At 44.6% G+C, this 16,784-nt stretch carries 13 protein-coding genes; 12 read left to right on the top strand and 1 reads right to left on the bottom strand.

The genetic code is table 11. The features are described 5' to 3' along the window. Nucleotides 1-240 precede the first annotated feature (240 nt). The 12 genes from cdhA (at nt 241) to MSTHT_RS12385 (ending at nt 15,669) form a co-directional block, all read left to right on the top strand. Complete coding sequence (cdhA, locus tag MSTHT_RS12440) at nt 241-2,652, top strand: CO dehydrogenase/acetyl-CoA synthase complex subunit alpha (RefSeq protein WP_048168058.1); 2,412 nt, start codon at nt 241-243, stop codon at nt 2,650-2,652. Between the two features lie 2 nt (nt 2,653-2,654). Beyond that, complete coding sequence (gene cdhB, locus MSTHT_RS12435) at nt 2,655-3,167, top strand: CO dehydrogenase/acetyl-CoA synthase complex subunit epsilon (RefSeq protein WP_048168057.1); 513 nt, start codon at nt 2,655-2,657, stop codon at nt 3,165-3,167. Between the two features lie 20 nt (nt 3,168-3,187). Beyond that, entirely contained in the window at nt 3,188-4,606 is a 1,419-nt protein-coding gene (gene cdhC, locus MSTHT_RS12430; protein WP_048168056.1) for a CO dehydrogenase/CO-methylating acetyl-CoA synthase complex subunit beta, read from the top strand. Nucleotides 4,607-4,668: 62 nt separating this feature from the next. Beyond that, on the top strand, nt 4,669-5,430 hold the full coding sequence (locus MSTHT_RS12425; RefSeq protein ID WP_048168055.1) for an ATP-binding protein: 762 nt from the start codon (nt 4,669-4,671) through the stop codon (nt 5,428-5,430). A gap of 275 nt (nt 5,431-5,705) precedes the next feature. Next, complete coding sequence (gene cdhD / locus MSTHT_RS12420) at nt 5,706-7,019, top strand: CO dehydrogenase/acetyl-CoA synthase subunit delta (protein WP_048168054.1); 1,314 nt, start codon at nt 5,706-5,708, stop codon at nt 7,017-7,019. Between the two features lie 3 nt (nt 7,020-7,022). Next, the gene (gene acsC, locus MSTHT_RS12415) at nt 7,023-8,432 is read left to right on the top strand and encodes an acetyl-CoA decarbonylase/synthase complex subunit gamma (protein WP_048168053.1); all 1,410 of its coding nucleotides are present in this window, start codon (nt 7,023-7,025) and stop codon (nt 8,430-8,432) included. A gap of 903 nt (nt 8,433-9,335) precedes the next feature. Then, nucleotides 9,336-10,400: a 60S ribosomal export protein NMD3 gene (locus MSTHT_RS12410; RefSeq protein WP_048168052.1), complete on the top strand. Its 1,065-nt coding sequence runs from the start codon at nt 9,336-9,338 to the stop codon at nt 10,398-10,400. A 20-nt stretch (nt 10,401-10,420) separates the two neighbouring features. Then, nucleotides 10,421-11,626, top strand: a complete 1,206-nt coding sequence (locus MSTHT_RS12405; protein WP_048168051.1) for an ATP-grasp domain-containing protein — start codon at nt 10,421-10,423, stop codon at nt 11,624-11,626. A gap of 107 nt (nt 11,627-11,733) precedes the next feature. Further along, on the top strand, nt 11,734-12,228 hold the full coding sequence (locus tag MSTHT_RS12400; protein WP_048168050.1) for a replication/maintenance protein RepL: 495 nt from the start codon (nt 11,734-11,736) through the stop codon (nt 12,226-12,228). Between the two features lie 9 nt (nt 12,229-12,237). Continuing rightward, complete coding sequence (locus tag MSTHT_RS12395; protein WP_048168584.1) at nt 12,238-12,750, top strand: HDIG domain-containing metalloprotein; 513 nt, start codon at nt 12,238-12,240, stop codon at nt 12,748-12,750. 259 nt (nt 12,751-13,009) lie between these two features. After that, nucleotides 13,010-13,642, top strand: a complete 633-nt coding sequence (gene psmB, locus MSTHT_RS12390; RefSeq protein ID WP_048168049.1) for an archaeal proteasome endopeptidase complex subunit beta — start codon at nt 13,010-13,012, stop codon at nt 13,640-13,642. A 113-nt stretch (nt 13,643-13,755) separates the two neighbouring features. Beyond that, nucleotides 13,756-15,669, top strand: a complete 1,914-nt coding sequence (locus tag MSTHT_RS12385; RefSeq protein ID WP_048168048.1) for a beta-CASP ribonuclease aCPSF1 — start codon at nt 13,756-13,758, stop codon at nt 15,667-15,669. A 68-nt stretch (nt 15,670-15,737) separates the two neighbouring features. Here MSTHT_RS12385 and MSTHT_RS12380 read toward each other — a convergent pair whose 3' ends face one another. Further along, complete coding sequence (locus MSTHT_RS12380; protein ID WP_048168047.1) at nt 15,738-16,400, bottom strand: HAD family hydrolase; 663 nt, start codon at nt 16,398-16,400, stop codon at nt 15,738-15,740. Between the last annotated feature and the right edge of the window lie 384 nt (nt 16,401-16,784).

Genomic DNA, 16,784 nt, shown 5'->3' with positions numbered 1-16,784 from the left:
ACTTTACAAGGAAAATATTCCCTTAAAAACGGTTTATTTGAAAAAAACGTTGATAAAATGCTTAATTATTGAAAGAACTCGTTAAAAGCATTTTATCAGAGAAGTATTATTTAAACGATTGTAACATATAAAGGAGACGGCAGATACATAATATATAATCATGAAGAATAAGCCGAATAATATAAATTGCAATCGTCTTGGTGAAGTCGACTTTAAACAAATTTAGGAGGTAAAGCTCAAATGAGCAAACTAACTACCGGGAGTTTTTCTATAGAAGATCTGGAATCCGTTCAGATCACTATTAATAACATTGTAGGTGCAGCAAAGGAGGCCGCCGAAAAAGCAGAAGAAGAGCTTGGCCCAATGGGACCGACCCCCTTCCCCACAGCTGCTACAGTAAGGGACTGGAGTTTTACACTGTTTGACCGCTATGAGCCAGTGTATACCCCCATGTGCGACCAGTGCTGCTACTGTACATTTGGACCGTGTAACCTGGAAGGAAACAGGAGAGGTGCCTGTGGTCTGGACATGAAAGGCCAGGCTGCAAGAGAGTTCTTCCTGCGCTGTATTACAGGTTGTGCATGCCACAGTGCCCACGGACGCCACCTGCTCGATCACATTATTAGTATCTTTGGGGAGGACATGCCAATTAACATGGGTGCCTCAAATGTGATTGCCCCCAACATCCAGCTTATCACGGGCAGGCAGCCAAAGACCCTTGGAGACCTCAAACCAATAATGGAGTATGTAGAGGAAGAGCTGGGTCAGTTACTTGCAACTGTACACGCAGGACAGGAAGGAGCAGCAATCGACTACGATAACAAGGCAATGCTTGCTGGAATCCTGGACCACGTAGGAATGGAAGTTTCCGATATTGCTCAGGTTACTGCACTTGGCTTCCCGAAATCTGACCCTGAAGCTCCTCTTGTAGAAGTAGGTATGGGAACGCTTGATGCCTCAAAGCCAGTTATCATAGCTATTGGGCACAACGTTGCAGGTGTCACCTATATCATGGACTACATGGAAGACAACAACCTGACTGACAAGATGGAAATTGGAGGTCTCTGCTGTACCGCATTCGACATGACCAGGTACAAGAGAGAAGACAGGAAACCCCCATATGCAAAGATTGTCGGTACCATTTCAAAGGAACTCAAGGTTGTCCGCTCCGGAATACCTGATGTAATCGTTATTGATGAACAGTGTGTAAGAGCTGACCTTGTAGAAGAAGGAAAGAAACTTAAGATACCAGTTATCGCATCCAATGAGAAAGTCATGTATGGCTTGCCAGACAGGACAAATGACGATGTGGATGCAATCATTGAAGACATTAAGACTGGAAAGATACCGGGCTGTGTAATGCTGGACTATGAAAAGCTCGGAGAACTCGTACCGAGACTTGCCATGGAAATGGCTCCACTCCGCGAAGGAATCTCAGCAATCCCCTCTGACGAAGAAATGGCAAGCCTTGTCGCCAAGTGTGTAGCATGTGGAGAATGTGCACTCGCATGCCCAGAAGAATTGGACATCCCCGATGCTATCCAGGCTGCAAAGGAAGGAGACTTTACTGCTCTGGATTTCCTCCACGATCTCTGTGTAGGCTGCCGCAGGTGTGAACAGGTCTGTAACAAGGAGATACCGATCCTGAGTGTCATTGATAAGGCTGCTCAGAAGGCTATTGCCGAGGAGAAAGGTCTGGTAAGAGCAGGAAGAGGTCAGGTAAGTGACGCCGAGATTCGTGCAGAAGGTCTGAACCTGGTTATGGGTACCACCCCAGGTGTTATCGCAATTATCGGCTGTGCCAACTACCCTGCAGGCTCCAAGGATGTATACAGAATTGCAGAGGAATTCCTTAACAGGAACTATATCGTTGCAGTGTCCGGATGTTCCGCAATGGACATCGGTATGTACAAGGATGCTGACGGCAAGACTCTCTACGAGAGATTCCCAGGCAGATTCGAGAGAGGTAACATCCTCAACACCGGTTCCTGTGTCTCGAACTCTCACATCTCAGGTACATGCCACAAGGTCGCCGCAATCTTTGCAGGCAGAAACCTTTCAGGCAACCTCGCCGAGATCGCTGACTACACACTAAACCGTGTAGGTGCAGTAGGACTTGCATGGGGTGCTTACTCACAGAAGGCAGCAGCTATCGGTACAGGATGCAACATGTATGGTATTCCTGCAGTGCTCGGACCTCACAGTGGGAAGTACAGGAGAGCACTCATCGCCAAGACCTATGATGAGAACAAGTGGAAGGTTTACGACAGCAGAAACGGCTCTGAACTGGATATTCCGCCATCTCCAGAGTTCCTTATCACAACTGCAGAGACTTGGCAGGAAGCCTGTGTATTGTTGGCAAAGAACTGTATTCGCCCGTCCGACAACAACATGGGCAGGTCCATCAAGCTCACCCACTGGATAGAACTCAGCGAGAAGTATCTTGGTGTTTTGCCGGAAGACTGGTGGAAGTTCGTCAGGCACGAAGCTGACCTGCCTCTCTCCAGGCGTGAAGAGCTCCTGAAGAAGCTTGAAACCGAGCACGGATGGGAGATCGACTGGAAGAAGAAGAAGATCATTTCCGGCCCGAAGATTAAATTCGATGTCTCTTCGCAGCCAACTAACCTTAAGAGACTTTGCAAGGAGGCCTGAAGATGGTTGACACTACTAAGAACACCAAACTGTTCACCAGCTATGGTGTAAAGACTTCAAAGGCTATAACCACGGAAGTTGCCGCCAAGCTGATCTCAAAGGCAAAGAGACCACTTTTCGTGGTAGGCACTGGAGTTCTCGACCCTGAACTTCTTGACCGCGCAGTGAAGATTGCAAAAGCAAAGAACATCCCAATTGCAGCAACCGGATCCTCAATGCCAGGATTTGTGGATAAGGATGTCAATGCCAAGTACATCAATCTTCACCAGCTTGGCTTCTACCTGACCGACCCCGACTGGCCAGGGCTTGATGGCAACGGGAACTATGATACAATAATTCTCCTAGGCCACAAGAAGTATTACATCAACCAGGTACTATCAGCAGTTAAGAACTTCAGTGACGTAAAATCAATTTCAATAGACAGGAACTACATCCAGAACGCAACGATGTCCTTCGGAAACCTTAGCAAGGCAGATCATATTGCAGCACTGGATGAGGTAATTGACCTTTTATAAATTTATAGGAGGCGAAATTAATGTCAGAATTCCCATTTGAGATTTCCCCAATGTTTGAAGGAGAAAGAGTAAGAAAGGAAGGAATGTTCGTAGAACTAGGTGGCCCGAAGTCACTTGGTCTTGAGCTTGTCCGTGCAAAGCCTATGGATGAGATCGAAGATGGCAAGGTCACGATTGTCGGTCCCGACCTCAAGGATATGGAAGAGGGAAAGACCTACCCCTGGGCAATGATCTTCCACGTCGGCGGAGAACTTGTAGAGCCTGACCTTGAGTCTGTCATCGAAAGGCGTGTACACGACTTCATTAACTACTGCCAAGGCATTATGCACCTGAACCAGAGGTACGATGTCTGGATGAGAATTTCCAAGGACACAGCTGCAAAGATGGACTCATTCGAGCCTTTCGGAAAGGCTGTTATGATGCTTTTCAAGACAGAACTGCCTTTCATCGAGAAGATGCAGGTAACCTTCTATACTGACCAGGCTGAAGTCGAAAAACAGATGGCAGAAGCAATGGAGATTTTCAAGGCAAGAGATGCCAGGACGAAAGACCTGCATGACGAAGATGTGGATGTATTCTACGGATGTACACTCTGCCAGTCCTTTGCTCCAACAAACGTCTGTGTAGTTTCCCCTGACAGAGTTTCTCTCTGCGGTGCAATTAACTGGTTTGACGGCCGTGCAGCAGCAAAAGTGGACCCAGAAGGCCCACAGTTCGCAATTGAAAAGGGTGAACTCCTCGATGCCAAGACCGGTGAATACTCAGGAGTAAACGAAGTCGCCAAGAAGCTTTCAAGCGGCGAGTTTGACAAGATTAAACTCCACTCATTCTTCGATGCTCCTCACACATCCTGCGGATGTTTCGAGGTAGTCGGCTTCTATATCCCTGAAGTAGACGGTATAGGCTGGGTTAACAGAGAATACCAGGGAATGGCTCCAAACGGTCTTGGTTTCTCAACAATGGCTGGTCAGACAGGTGGCGGAAAGCAGATCGTAGGATTCCTGGGTATTGGTATCAACTACTTCTACTCCCCCAAGTTCATCCAGGCTGATGGAGGATGGAACAGAGTTGTATGGCTACCTTCAATGCTCAAGGAAAAGATCGATGAAGCCATTCCTGATGACATGAAGGATAAGATTGCAACAGAAAAGGATGTAACGGACATTGAGTCCCTGAAAACTTTCCTAAAGGAGAAGAACCACCCGGTTGTAGCAAACTGGGCAGCTGAAGCAGAAGAGGAAGAAGAAGAGGAAGAGGAAGAAGAGGAAGTAGCTGCTGAAGCAGCTCCAATGATGATGCCAGCAGCAGGCTTCCAGATGCCAGCAATGCCAGCAATGCCGATGATGTCCGGAGGAGCCGGTGGAATTAAACTGACCTTCAAGAACGCAAAGATTACGATCGACAGGATGATCATCAGCGAAAAGAAGGAAAAGAAATAATTGAGTGACAACAGGCACAGGCAATAGCCTGAAACAGAAAAACAATATAAACGGGGTATTCTGTGACGAGAGTAATTGCAATAACGGGAAAAGGTGGGACTGGTAAAACAGCAGTAGCGGCTCTTCTGATCCGCTACCTTTCCAAAAAAGGGAAGTTTCTGCTGGCAGTAGATGCAGATGCAGATACAAACCTGCCTGAAACCCTTGGATGTGAGGATGTAAAAACTGTCGGGGAGGTAAAAGAGTATTTACAGGCTGAAATTACAAAACCAAAGCCTGACAATCCCGATATGAATAAGGAATCGATACTTAAGAGCAAGGTCTATGAGATCATTGAAGAAATGCCTGGTTATGATCTCCTGGTTATGGGTAGGCCAGAAGGCTCAGGGTGTTACTGCTATGTAAACAATCTGCTAAGAGGCATAATGGATAAACTGATCACAAACTATGATGTGGTTATCATTGATGCGGAAGCAGGACTTGAGCACTTCAGCCGAAAAATTATCAGGGATATCGATGATCTCATCGTCGTAACTGACGCCTCAAGAAGAGGGTTCAGGACTGCGGAAAGAATTCGTGAGCTTGTAGAAGAACTGGACTCAAATATTGGAAGAATTCACGTTATTGCAAACAAGGTTACAGATGCTAACCGAGAAGAGCTAATCAAACTGGCAGAGGATCTGAAACTTAATATGATAGGTATGATCCCGCTCGACCCTAAAATCGAGGAAATGGATATAAAGGGCATACCTCTCTTTAAGATACCGGATGATTCAATTGCTGCAGTCGAAATTGAAAGTATAGTAAAAAAACTGGGATTCTAATCCCAGTTTTCTTTTGGATCTTTATCCTTTCTTTTGGATCTTTAGACTGCAAAAATCATACCGGAAAAAAAGTAGGATTCTTTGCCTGTTTAAAGCCTGAGAAATATCAAATCCATAATAACGGAGCAGGTGCCATTTCCATCGCAAACCCTGCTATATAGGGAATTTATGTCACGATCCCTGCAGGGAAATGTAAGGAAATAACTCCTGTGTTACATTCTTTATTATACAGTCACTCGCAAAAACGGAAAACTTAGGGAAACGGTGAGGTTTACATGGCAAAGAAAATGAAGTTATCCGAAATTACAAACATGTTCGCGGGCATGAATGTAGAAGCCCTCGAAGGTGTAACTATAGAAGGGGACATTGAGATTGATCTCGGTGGACTAGGCGGCTTTGACCCAATGCTTGCTGCTGCCCTCGGGCAGGAGAGTGCAGTACTTGCACAGCATTTCGCAAGAATTGCAGGAATGTTTGGATACCCTGTTAGTGTCGGTGCCCCAGCAGCTGCTCCTGCTGCAGTTTCCCCTGCTCTGGCAGCTCCCAAACTTAAGGATCTCATTCCAGCCAAGTTTGAATTCTCAAACATAGAGGAATGGACAACCCAGGTCGAGGAAGTCCCAATAGGCAACACCTCTGCAGACGGCGGAAGCCGTGGAAAGAGAATTTTACTCGGTGGTGAGAAAGCCCTTCCATTCTTCCCTGATGCTCCAATGCCAAACAGGAACCAGGTCACAATTGACGTTTTCGACATGAGGCTTGGGCTTGCAAAGGCTGTGAAGGAAAACTATGACGATGTTATGGATAATCCTGGAGAATGGGCAAAGAAGAACGTTGAGAAATTCAACGCTGACATGATTACTATTCACCTGATTTCAACCGACCCGCTCATCAAGGACACATCCCCCAAAGATGCAGCTAAGACAGTCGAAGAGGTTCTGCAGGCTGTTGATGTGCCAATAGCAATTGGTGGATCAGGAAACCCACAGAAAGACCCACTGGTTCTTGCAAAAGCAGCAGAAGTCGCTGAAGGAGAGCGCTGCCTCCTTGCATCTGCAAGCCTGAACCTGGACTACGCTGCAATCGCAGAGGCTGCATTAAAATACGATCACGATGTCCTTTCCTGGACTCAGCTGGACATGAACGCCCAGAAGGAACTGAACAGGAAACTTATGAAGCAGTGCAACGTGCCAAGAGACAGAATTATAATGGACCCAACCACTGCAGCCCTCGGTTATGGTCTGGACTATGCTTACACCAACATGGAGCGTATCCGCCTTGCAGCCCTCATGGGTGACGATGAACTGACCTTCCCGATGTCATCAGGTACTACAAACGCATGGGGTGCACGTGAATCCTGGATGGTTAGCTCACCATTGAAGGAAGATTCTGACTGGGGACCCAGAGAATACAGAGGTCCAATCTGGGAAATCATTACAGGTCTGTCCCTTGCAATTGCAGGAAACGACCTCTTCATGATGATGCACCCAACCTCAGTTGCTGTCCTGAAACACATGACTCAGACACTCTTTGGCTCAATTGAGGCAGAGCCCGTTGATATCGCTAACTGGATTGGAGCGGAGGTGTAAAACATGAAAATAAACAGCCCATTAGAAGCTTACAAGTACCTCCCGCAGACCAACTGTGGAGAATGTGGTGAAGCAACCTGTATGGCTTTTGCTTCCAAACTGATCGACAGATCCGGCAAGCCAACACAGTGCCCGCCTCTCGTTAAAGAGAAGAAGTTTGCCAAGAAGCTTGCAGAGCTTGAGAGGCTCCTCGCCCCTGAAATTCGCGAAATTACAATCGGTGTCGGCGACAGAGCGGTCAAGATTGGTGGCGACGATGTGCTTTACCGTCACAAACTGACCTTCTTCAACAAGACGAAGATGTTCTACGATGTGACGGACACGATGGATGAGGCTGCACTTCTCGAGAGGACAAAGAAGGTCGCTGACTTCAGGAAGTTTTATGTCGGGCGAAACCTGCTGCTTGACGGTGTAGCAATCAGGTCAGTATCCAATGATCCTGAAAAGTTTGCAGCAGCTGTCAAGAAGGTTTCAGAAGTAGGCATACCCATGATCCTCTGTTCCTTCAACCCTGCAGTTCTTAAAGCTGGACTTGAGGTAGCAAAGGATAAGAATCCACTGATTTACGCTGCAAACAAGGACAACTGGAAGGAAGTAGGGGAACTTGCCCTTGAGTACAATGTGCCTGTGGTAGTTTCAGCTTTCAATGATCTTGATGGTCTCAAGACTCTTGCAAAGACCTTTGCAGAAGCAGGCATTAAAGATATTGTCCTTGACCCAGGAACCTATCCAAGCGGTCAGGGTCTGAAAGACAGCTTTACCAACTTCCTGAAGATAAGAAGAGCAGGCATTATGGGAGACACCGAGATCGCATACCCGATCATGGCTCTGCCGATTACCGCCTGGATGGCCGGGATTTCTGACCCAGTCAGTGCCGCATACTGGGAAACCGCGATGGCTGCCATCTTCACTATCAGGTACGGCGACATTATGATTCTCCACAGCCTGGAGCCATATGCCACCCTGCCTGAAGTGCACCTTGCTGAGACAATCTACACAGACCCAAGGACTCCTGTAGCTGTTGACTCAAAGATGTACAAGGTAGGAGAGCCGGACGAGAACTCCCCTGTGCTCTTTACAACAAACTTTGCTCTTACTTACTACACAGTCGAGAGCGACCTGTCCTCAAACGGCATCACCTGCTGGCTGCTTGCAGTTGACACCGATGGTATTGGTGTAGAAGCAGCCGCTGCCGGCGGTCAGCTGACTGCTGACAAAGTAAAGGATGCCTTTGAAAAGTCAGGCTTTGACCTCAAGAAAGATGTTACCCACAACACTGTAATTATTCCGGGTCTTGCTGCCCGTCTCCAGGGTGACCTTGAGGACAAACTCGGTGCAAGAGTCCTGGTCGGTCCAATGGACTCAGGAAGACTCCCAGGCTGGTTTGAGAAGAACTGGCCTCCAAAACAGTAAATTCGAACGTGAATATGAAAATATAGATCCGTGTCAAAAGACACGGAATTTTCTTCTTTTTTTATTAAAGGTTAAGTACTTCTCTTTTGAGTTAGCTTCTCTTTTGGGTTAGCTATAGCTTTTTGGTAAATCCAGCTTTAAGAGTCTCAACTCTATTGCTCAAATTAGTAAAAAGTGACTGTTTTTTTTTCTGCTCAAATAGAATATCTCTGATAATGCCGAGAGAATATAGAATGTAATGCCCCAACGGGTATTAAAATACAAAATCGAGAACATGAAACTTTGAAGTTGTGTAAGCTGATATTTGATTTCAGATATTAGGTAACCGTGTAAAAGAGACTGCTAATAAAACAAGAGTAGCAAAGAAAACAGGATATGATCGGCAGAAAGAATGGAATCAGGGTAGTTATGCTGCCCTATTTCCGGATTTTAAAGGTGGAGAAAGCATAAACTTACAGATTTGAAAAGGCTTGTGAGACTCAGGTGATATGGGAAATTGAGGAAAATATTTATATAAGAAAAAATACCTATTTAATAGAGATTCAAACTATATATTTTTTAAAATTTGTCTATAACTGATTCATTTTAATATTGCTATATATTTTGCTGGTTTTGCTTCCGGGAATTAGGGAAGCCTGAATATTCAAAAGTAAAAGTCGCAAATCCAGCTATTTTTAAATAGAATGAGCAGGCTTAACAGGTGAATTGCTCAGATTATATTGCAGAGATTTTCTTCCTGAGGATCTCGAAAAATAAGTATTTTAGATTATTTATCAAGAAGCCCATTAATACTTAAGAAAGGATCACTATTTCAAGAAGCATATAAGTAAATTTCAGAAAGATTATAAATAATTTCAAGAAGATTATAAATAATTTCAAGAAGATTATAAGTAAGGATTTAAGATGAATTTCATCACATGCCCCAGATGCGGCAGAGAATGTTACAGGCTGTTTGACTCAGTTTGCAGGGACTGTTTTTTTGAGACTTTCAAACTGATTGAATTGCCTCATGTACTCCATGCAAGGATATGTCCAGCTTGTGGAGCGCACCTTCATAGAAGCCGTTGGGAAAATATCGGTAGCATTGAAGATGTGGTTCTGAAGGCTGTAGAAAATGCCCTTTTCATCCACAATGAAGCCGGAGACGTGGAGATCTACATGGAGCCCAGAGAAATTACACCCTATATTTACCGGGTGAGAGCCGAAGTCGATGCCTTAGTCCGGGAAGAGCCTGTGCATGCCGAAGCTGAGACCGAGGTAAGGATTCAGCGAACAGCCTGTGATATGTGCAGCAGGGAATCCGGAAGATACTTTGAAGCCATTATCCAGATCAGAGCGGCAGGCAGGTTTCCTACTGAAGGAGAGAAAAGCCGCTGCATGGCTATAGCCAGGGAAGCCATGGAGAGCATGAAAAAAAAGGGTGACCGTCTGGCGTTCATAAGTGAGACTCTGGAGCAAAAAGAGGGACTTGACCTGTATATGGGTTCCATGAATGCCAGCAGGCAGGTCTGCAGGCTAATCACCTCCGAACTTGGGGGCAGCTTCTCCGAATCTCCTACCCTTGTGGGAATGAAAGATGGAAGAAATCTTTACAGAATTACTTTCTCAATGCGGCTTCCCGAATTCAGACCAGGAGATGTAATCAGGTTCAGAGGAAAAATTATCCAGATCAAAAGCTCAGGAAAAAAAGTTAACGGGATTTCCCTTGAGAATGGCTCCCGATTTATCTCAACCCCTGAAGAATTGAAAGGAGCAGAGAAAATCGGTAACATTAAGGACGCGGTTTTAACAGTGCTTGTTTCAATCGAGGACAGCGCCATTCTTGTGCTTGATCCTGAAACATATGAGACCGTTGCCATAAAGAAGCCGATGTCTCTCAATGCCGAAGCAGGGAGCGAGATCCCTGTCCTGAAAACCTCATATGGGATCTTTGCACTGACACAATCCGAGATTCCGCAGGCAAAATAAAAGGTTCGGAAAGAGGAAATATGCAGAATATCCTTGTGATCGGATTTAGCACCAGGAACGTTGTATGCTCCGCAAGGCGGGCTGGATATACGGTCTGCTCTATAGATGCTTTCCGTGATCTTGACCTGCAGGAATGTGCATATAAATCTGCACTTCTGGAGTACAGAACCGTAGAAGAACTGCACCAGCTCGACACTTCCCGGATAAAAGCCCAGATGTCTGAATTCGGGATTGAATTTGATGCCATTGTTCCGGGTTCAGGACTGGAGATGCTTGGCCATAAGGATATTCCATGCCCTGTACTTGCCAGCAGCCCGGATGCCATGCAGAAGGCTTCAGACAAACTGTATCTTTCAAAAAGGCTTGAAGCCCTCGGAATCCCTCACCCGCGCTGCTATTCTCCAGAGGAACTGGATACAATAGAATATCCGGTCATGATCAAGCCCGTTTCAGGCGGAGGAGGAATCTTCAACCGGGTTGCTCAAAACAAACAGGAGCTTTTAAGTAGTCTCGGAGAATTACACAAACATAATTCCGAGCTTACTGAAAAAACGGTTATTATTCAGGAATTTTTGGAAGGGATACCTTCAAGTGTTTCCTTGCTCTCTACAAAGAACGAGGCTCTTTCGGTAGCTGTGAACGAACAGTTAATAGGAGTACCCTGGCTTTCGAGGCTGCCTTTTGCTTATTGTGGAAACATAACACCATTCAAGACCGATCAGGCTGAGGAAATGGAAGCCCTTGCTGAAGAATTGGTGCTTGAATTCAGGCTCCTTGGCTCAAACGGTGTGGACTTCCTGGTTTCGAAAAATGGACCCTCAGTACTTGAGATAAACCCGAGGTTTCAGGGAAGTCTTGACACTGTCGAGAAAGCAATGAATATTAACATTTTTGAGGCTCATGTCGGCTGCTTCAGAGGAGATCTTCCTGAGAAACCCAAAGCTAAAGGTTTTGCTGCAAGAGGAGTAATTTATTCAGATCGAGAGCTTTTTATAGACGAAAAGCTCATGCACCTCATTCTGAGGGAAAAAGGCGCTGACATTCCATGCCAAGGAACCGTTGTAGAGCCTGATGGACCTCTTACTTCCCTGTTCGCGTGCACCTCTACCAGAGAAGAAGCAGTCCTGTCGCTTAAAAGAGGGACAGATAGAATAAAGGCTTTTATCAAAAACCAGACGGAAGGAAAAGTACCTGGATTTACTAAGCACGTTGTAAGTCAGGCTTAAAGGAATTCAATTTTTTCAGGCTAAGGAAAGTCTCCGGAATAAAAAGGGTAATGTAAACTTTAATACTGGTATATCCAATTCATATTGGCACTCACGAGGTGAATATATTGGTCGATCTAAATGACAAGGTAATTAGAGGATATCTCATAAGCCTTGTAGGGGAAGAAGGGCTGCAGATGATAGAAAAAATGCCCGAAGGAGAGGTTACAGATGAAGAAATAGCGGAAAAGACCGGAATTCTGCTGAACACCGTGAGGAGAACGCTCTTCATACTACATGAGAATAAATTTGCAATCTGCCGCAGGGAGAGAGATTCAAACAGCGGATGGTTAACATACCTCTGGCACCTGGACTTTTCTGATATAGAGCACCAGCTTATGAAGGAGAAGAAAAAATTGCTCCGAAACCTGAAAACTCGCCTTGAATTCGAAGAAAATAATGTTTTCTATACGTGCCCTCAGGGCTGTGTTCGCCTCCTCTTTGACGAAGCTACGGAAACCGAATTTCTCTGCCCTATGTGTGGAGAAGACCTGGTTTTCTACGACAATTCACACTTTATAAAGGTCCTGAAGAAACGCGTAGATGCCCTTAGTTCAGTATGAGTGATTATATTGATTACGCGAGACGAAGCAATACAACTACTTGAAGAAAATGGATGTGCTCCTAACGTTATCGAGCACTGTAAGGAAGTTGCGTCGCTTGCAGTCGAGATGGCAAATAAGGCAATAGCAGCAGGACATAAAGTAAACCTGGAAATGGTAGAAATTGGGGCTCTATTGCATGACTTTGGAAGATGTAAAACTCATAAAATCGATCATGCGGCAGAAGGGTACAGGCTAGCCAAGAACATAGGAATAGATTCTGAGATTTCCGAAATAATAAAAAGACATATAGGAGCAGGAATCTCAAAAGAAGAGGCAAGAAAATTAGGGCTTCCTGAAGATGACTATTTCCCGCGAAGCCTGGAAGAAAAAATCGTTGCCCATGCCGATAACCTTGTTAAGGGAACGCGCAGAATAACCACAACTGAGCGGATTGCGCTCATGCGCAAGCAAGAAGTACCTGAAATTGTAATTCAAAGGGTAAATAAACTTGCTGAAGAGGTAGAAGGACTTTTCAGCTAAGTTTAGGATTTTTCAGGGGATCTGGAGATCTGAACATCCCGTAACGAAAAAAGAAAAGAAATTATTTTGCCAAATCTTCCTCCGAATTTAAATTTAGACGCATTCAATAAAAAAGAGGAGGAAAACTTATATATAACGATATTAATAATGAGATAATGAAGTGCTAAATCCTGCGATTTAAGTTAAAAAATACTCACCTCACTAAAGCATTTTTTTTAGCCACATTTTCTCATTTTTAACTTATTATGAGGGTATGTTTATGGATAATGACAAATATTTAAAGGGCACAACTACCGTAGGAGTAGTTTGCACCGATGGTATCGTGCTCGCAAGCGAACAGAGAGCCACAATGGGGAATTTCATCGCAAGTAAAACTGCAAAAAAGGTTTACCAGGTAGATGACCGTGTAGCAATGACCATTGCAGGTTCGGTAGGGGATGCCCAGCAACTTGTCCGGCTCGTAAATGTAGAATCACAGCTCTACAAGATGCGCAGGAATGAATCAATGACAATAAAGGGTATTGCAACCTTAATGTCAAACTTCTTAAACGCCAACCGCTACTATCCCATGATGGTTCAACTCCTTATAGGAGGGGTTGACAAGAATGGACCCAGTATCTATTCTCTGGACGCTCTTGGAGGGAGCATAGAAGAAACAAGGATCTCAGCTACAGGTTCCGGTTCTCCCATGGCATATGGAGTACTTGAAGACCAGTATAGGGAGGACATGACTGTAAAAGAGGGCCTTGAGCTTGCTATTCGGGCAATCCACAATGCAACTAAAAGGGACTCAGCGTCCGGAGAAAATGTCGATGTAGTGGTCATTACTAAAGAAGCGTTCAGGAGGCTGGACCCCGAGGAAGTAAAAGCCATAAGAGCTAAATTAACCTAATAACTTAAATTGTTGGTTTTTTTATTTTGACACTAAACTAACATCTTTTTCAAACTATTATTTTTTCAACACCTACATATTTTTTCATTTTTTGACAAAAAGGAAGATTCTTGATGCCTATTGAAGACGTGTTATTAGAACTCAAACAGAAAATTGAGAAAAATCTACCTGAAGGAGTTACAATTACCGACGTGGAATTTGAGGGACCTCAGCTTGTATTATATACTGAGGAGCCCCGCAAATTCGCAGACGATGGGAACATAATTCGTAACCTGGCAAAAGAGCTCAGGACACGGATTGCCATGCGTCCCGATCCCAGGGTACTTGCTACTCCTGAGGACTCTATTTCTATAATCGAAGAAGTTGTCCCAAAAGAATCCGTAATCACAAGCTACTATTTTGATCCTGACTCTGGAGAAGTAATCATTGAAGCTGAGAAGCCGGGCCTTGTGATAGGTAAACATGGAGCCACTCTCCGTGAGATCACAAAGCAAATCGGCTGGATTCCGAAGGTTGCGCGGACTCCCCCTATCAAATCCCGTACCGTTAAAAATATAAGGGAGTTTATGAGGAACAACCTGAAGGAAAGAAAAGAAATTCTAAGAGCAGTGGGGAGAAAAATCCATAAAGAATGTACTTCAAAAGACCAGTGGATAAGGATTACATCGCTTGGGGGGTGCAAAGAAGTAGGGAGGAGCTGTTTCCTGTTATCGACTCCTGAGTCCAGAGTCTTGATCGATTGTGGTGTCAATGTAGGTTCGGACGAAAACATGACTCCTTACCTGTATGTTCCTGAAGTTTTTCCCTTAAATCAGATCGATGCGGTGGTAGTTACACATGCTCACCTGGATCATCAGGGGCTTGTTCCCTTGCTTTTCAAGTACGGATATGATGGACCTGTGTACTGTACACCGCCTACAAGGGATCTGATGGTTCTGCTCCAGCTCGACTACATTGATGTGGCAGCAAAAGAAGGGAAGAAGATTCCCTACGAATCAGGCATGGTAGCAAAGACCCTCAAACACACAATTCCCCTGGATTATGAGGAAGTAACAGATATCGCTCCAGATATCAAACTGACTTTCCATAATGCAGGTCACATTCTGGGATCGGCAATTTCTCATTTCCATATAGGCGACGGGCTCCATAACGTGGTCTTTACTGGAGACTACAAATATGAGAAAACACGGCTTTTTGATCCTGCTGTCAATAAGTTCCCAAGAGTTGAAACTGTCGTCAGTGAAGCTACTTATGGGAACGCAAATGCTTTCCAGCCCTCACTTAAAGACGCTGAAAGACACCTCCAGATGGTAGTTAAAAATACCGTGGAAAGAGGAGGAATTTGCCTCATTCCGGCTTTTGCAGTCGGTCGAAGCCAGGAAGTCATGATAGTGCTTGAGGAGTCTATAAGGAAAGGGCTGATTCCCGATATTCCGGTCTATCTGGACGGAATGATATGGGAAGCAACCGCAATTCATGCTACACATCCCGAGTACTTGAACAATGACCTGAGGAAACTAATCTTCCAGAAAGGTCAGAATCCATTCCTGGCTGAGTGCTTCAGGCCTGTTGACTCTCACGAAGCGCGCCAGAAGATAATTGAGAATCCGCACCCCTGTGTTATTCTCGCGACATCAGGTATGATGAACGGAGGACCAGTTATGGACTATTTCAAAGCCTTTGCCGAAGACTCACGCAACTCTCTGGTGTTCGTAGGGTATCAGGCGGATGGGACAATAGGACGCAGGATCCAGAAAGGCTGGAAAGAAATCCCTATGGCAGGGAAAAACGGCAGCACTGAGATCATTAAGCTGAACATGGAAGTTCATGTAGTCGACGGTTTCTCAGGTCACTCCGATAGGAGACAGCTTATGGAATATATCAAGAAGATGCAGCCCCGTCCGGAAAGGGTCTTTACCGAGCATGGAGATGAGAAAGCCTGTGTTGACCTGGCAAGCTCAATTTACAAGAAACTGAAAATTGAGACCCGAGCTCTTACAAATCTTGAAACTGTAAGGTTGCTGTAACTCCTTGCAGTAACGTTGCTGTGACCCCTGAGGTCACAGCTCTTTTTTTGAAGAAAAAATAAATATTTTTATTGCCTGAACCCATTAGCAGGCTCAAGACTTAGAAGATGTTGCATTAACTGTCTATGATCTTCTACTACTAAGTCTGCCTTATCAAGGTGTGAAGGCTCCACATATGTGGGAACTCCTATGCAGTAAATTCTAGCATTTTTCGCAGCTTCTACACCCAGGATGGCGTTTTCTATTACCACACATTCCTCCCGCCGTACATTCAGAAGCTCGACAGCCTTAAGAAAGGGATCGGGATGGGGTTTTGAGTTTATAATGTCGTCTCCCGTAACTACAATATCAAATATCCCGGGGAAAAGCCTGTTAATTATACTATGGACAATAACATGATCAGAGCCAGATACTACAGAAAGCAGGAAGCGCTTTTTAAGCACTTCAAGGCATTCTTTCATTCCCTCGAAAGCTTTTGGCTCAAAGACTCGTTTGAATTCCTGCCTGTAAATTGAGGTAATAGCCTCGAAATCAAATGCTTCGGGTTCTTTCCTGGCTTTTCGGATAAGCAGAGGAAGACCGTTTCTGGGATTTGAACCTTCGATTGCAAAAATATCGCTATCCTGAATTTCCATACCCATTTCAAAGAAAGCCTTTTTCCAGGCTGCGGCATGGAAGGGCATAGAATCCACAAGAACGCCATCCATATCGAAAATCAATGCTTTTAACATTGTTCTGACTCCAGATTAAAAACTGAATAACTTTGAATTCAAGTTCATAATTCAAGATAACTAAATTCGTGGAGACTAAGTTAACTGGAATTCACGGGAATGTAACTCAAATCCCGGCAATTAAGGTAAAAATAGCTTTGAAGCCTTAAAGCTTTCTCGGAAACCCGGGTAGAATTATAGCTTAGTTCTGTTTTCTTAGTTCTGTTTTCTTAGTTCTGTTTTTTAGTTCTGTTTTTTTAGTTCTGATTATATAGACTCGTTGTAACTCTCATTAATTTAGCGTAATTTTTATAAATAATACATTTTCAGAATTTTAGCGTGATATTTGTTACATATTTGACTTCAAGGCAAACGTACTGGGTAAATTAATTTGAATGAATTCAG

Source organism: Methanosarcina thermophila TM-1 (assembly GCF_000969885.1).
In the GTDB taxonomy this organism is placed as follows: Archaea; Halobacteriota; Methanosarcinia; order Methanosarcinales; family Methanosarcinaceae; genus Methanosarcina; species Methanosarcina thermophila.
Note: the sequence above shows the minus strand (reverse complement) of the source record. Positions and strands in the feature narration are given on the sequence as shown.

Bases quoted from the DNA above. Each gene is read 5' to 3' on its own strand.
- cdhA (WP_048168058.1), top strand. From the start codon at position 241: ATGAGCAAACTAACTACCGGGAGTTTTTCTATAGAAGATCTGGAATCC.
- cdhB (WP_048168057.1), top strand. From the start codon at position 2,655: ATGGTTGACACTACTAAGAACACCAAACTGTTCACCAGCTATGGTGTA.
- cdhC (WP_048168056.1), top strand. From the start codon at position 3,188: ATGTCAGAATTCCCATTTGAGATTTCCCCAATGTTTGAAGGAGAAAGA.
- cdhD (WP_048168054.1), top strand. From the start codon at position 5,706: ATGGCAAAGAAAATGAAGTTATCCGAAATTACAAACATGTTCGCGGGC.
- acsC (WP_048168053.1), top strand. From the start codon at position 7,023: ATGAAAATAAACAGCCCATTAGAAGCTTACAAGTACCTCCCGCAGACC.
- MSTHT_RS12410 (WP_048168052.1), top strand. From the start codon at position 9,336: ATGAATTTCATCACATGCCCCAGATGCGGCAGAGAATGTTACAGGCTG.
- MSTHT_RS12405 (WP_048168051.1), top strand. From the start codon at position 10,421: ATGCAGAATATCCTTGTGATCGGATTTAGCACCAGGAACGTTGTATGC.
- psmB (WP_048168049.1), top strand. From the start codon at position 13,010: ATGGATAATGACAAATATTTAAAGGGCACAACTACCGTAGGAGTAGTT.
- MSTHT_RS12385 (WP_048168048.1), top strand. From the start codon at position 13,756: ATGCCTATTGAAGACGTGTTATTAGAACTCAAACAGAAAATTGAGAAA.
- MSTHT_RS12380 (WP_048168047.1), bottom strand. From the start codon at position 16,400: ATGTTAAAAGCATTGATTTTCGATATGGATGGCGTTCTTGTGGATTCT.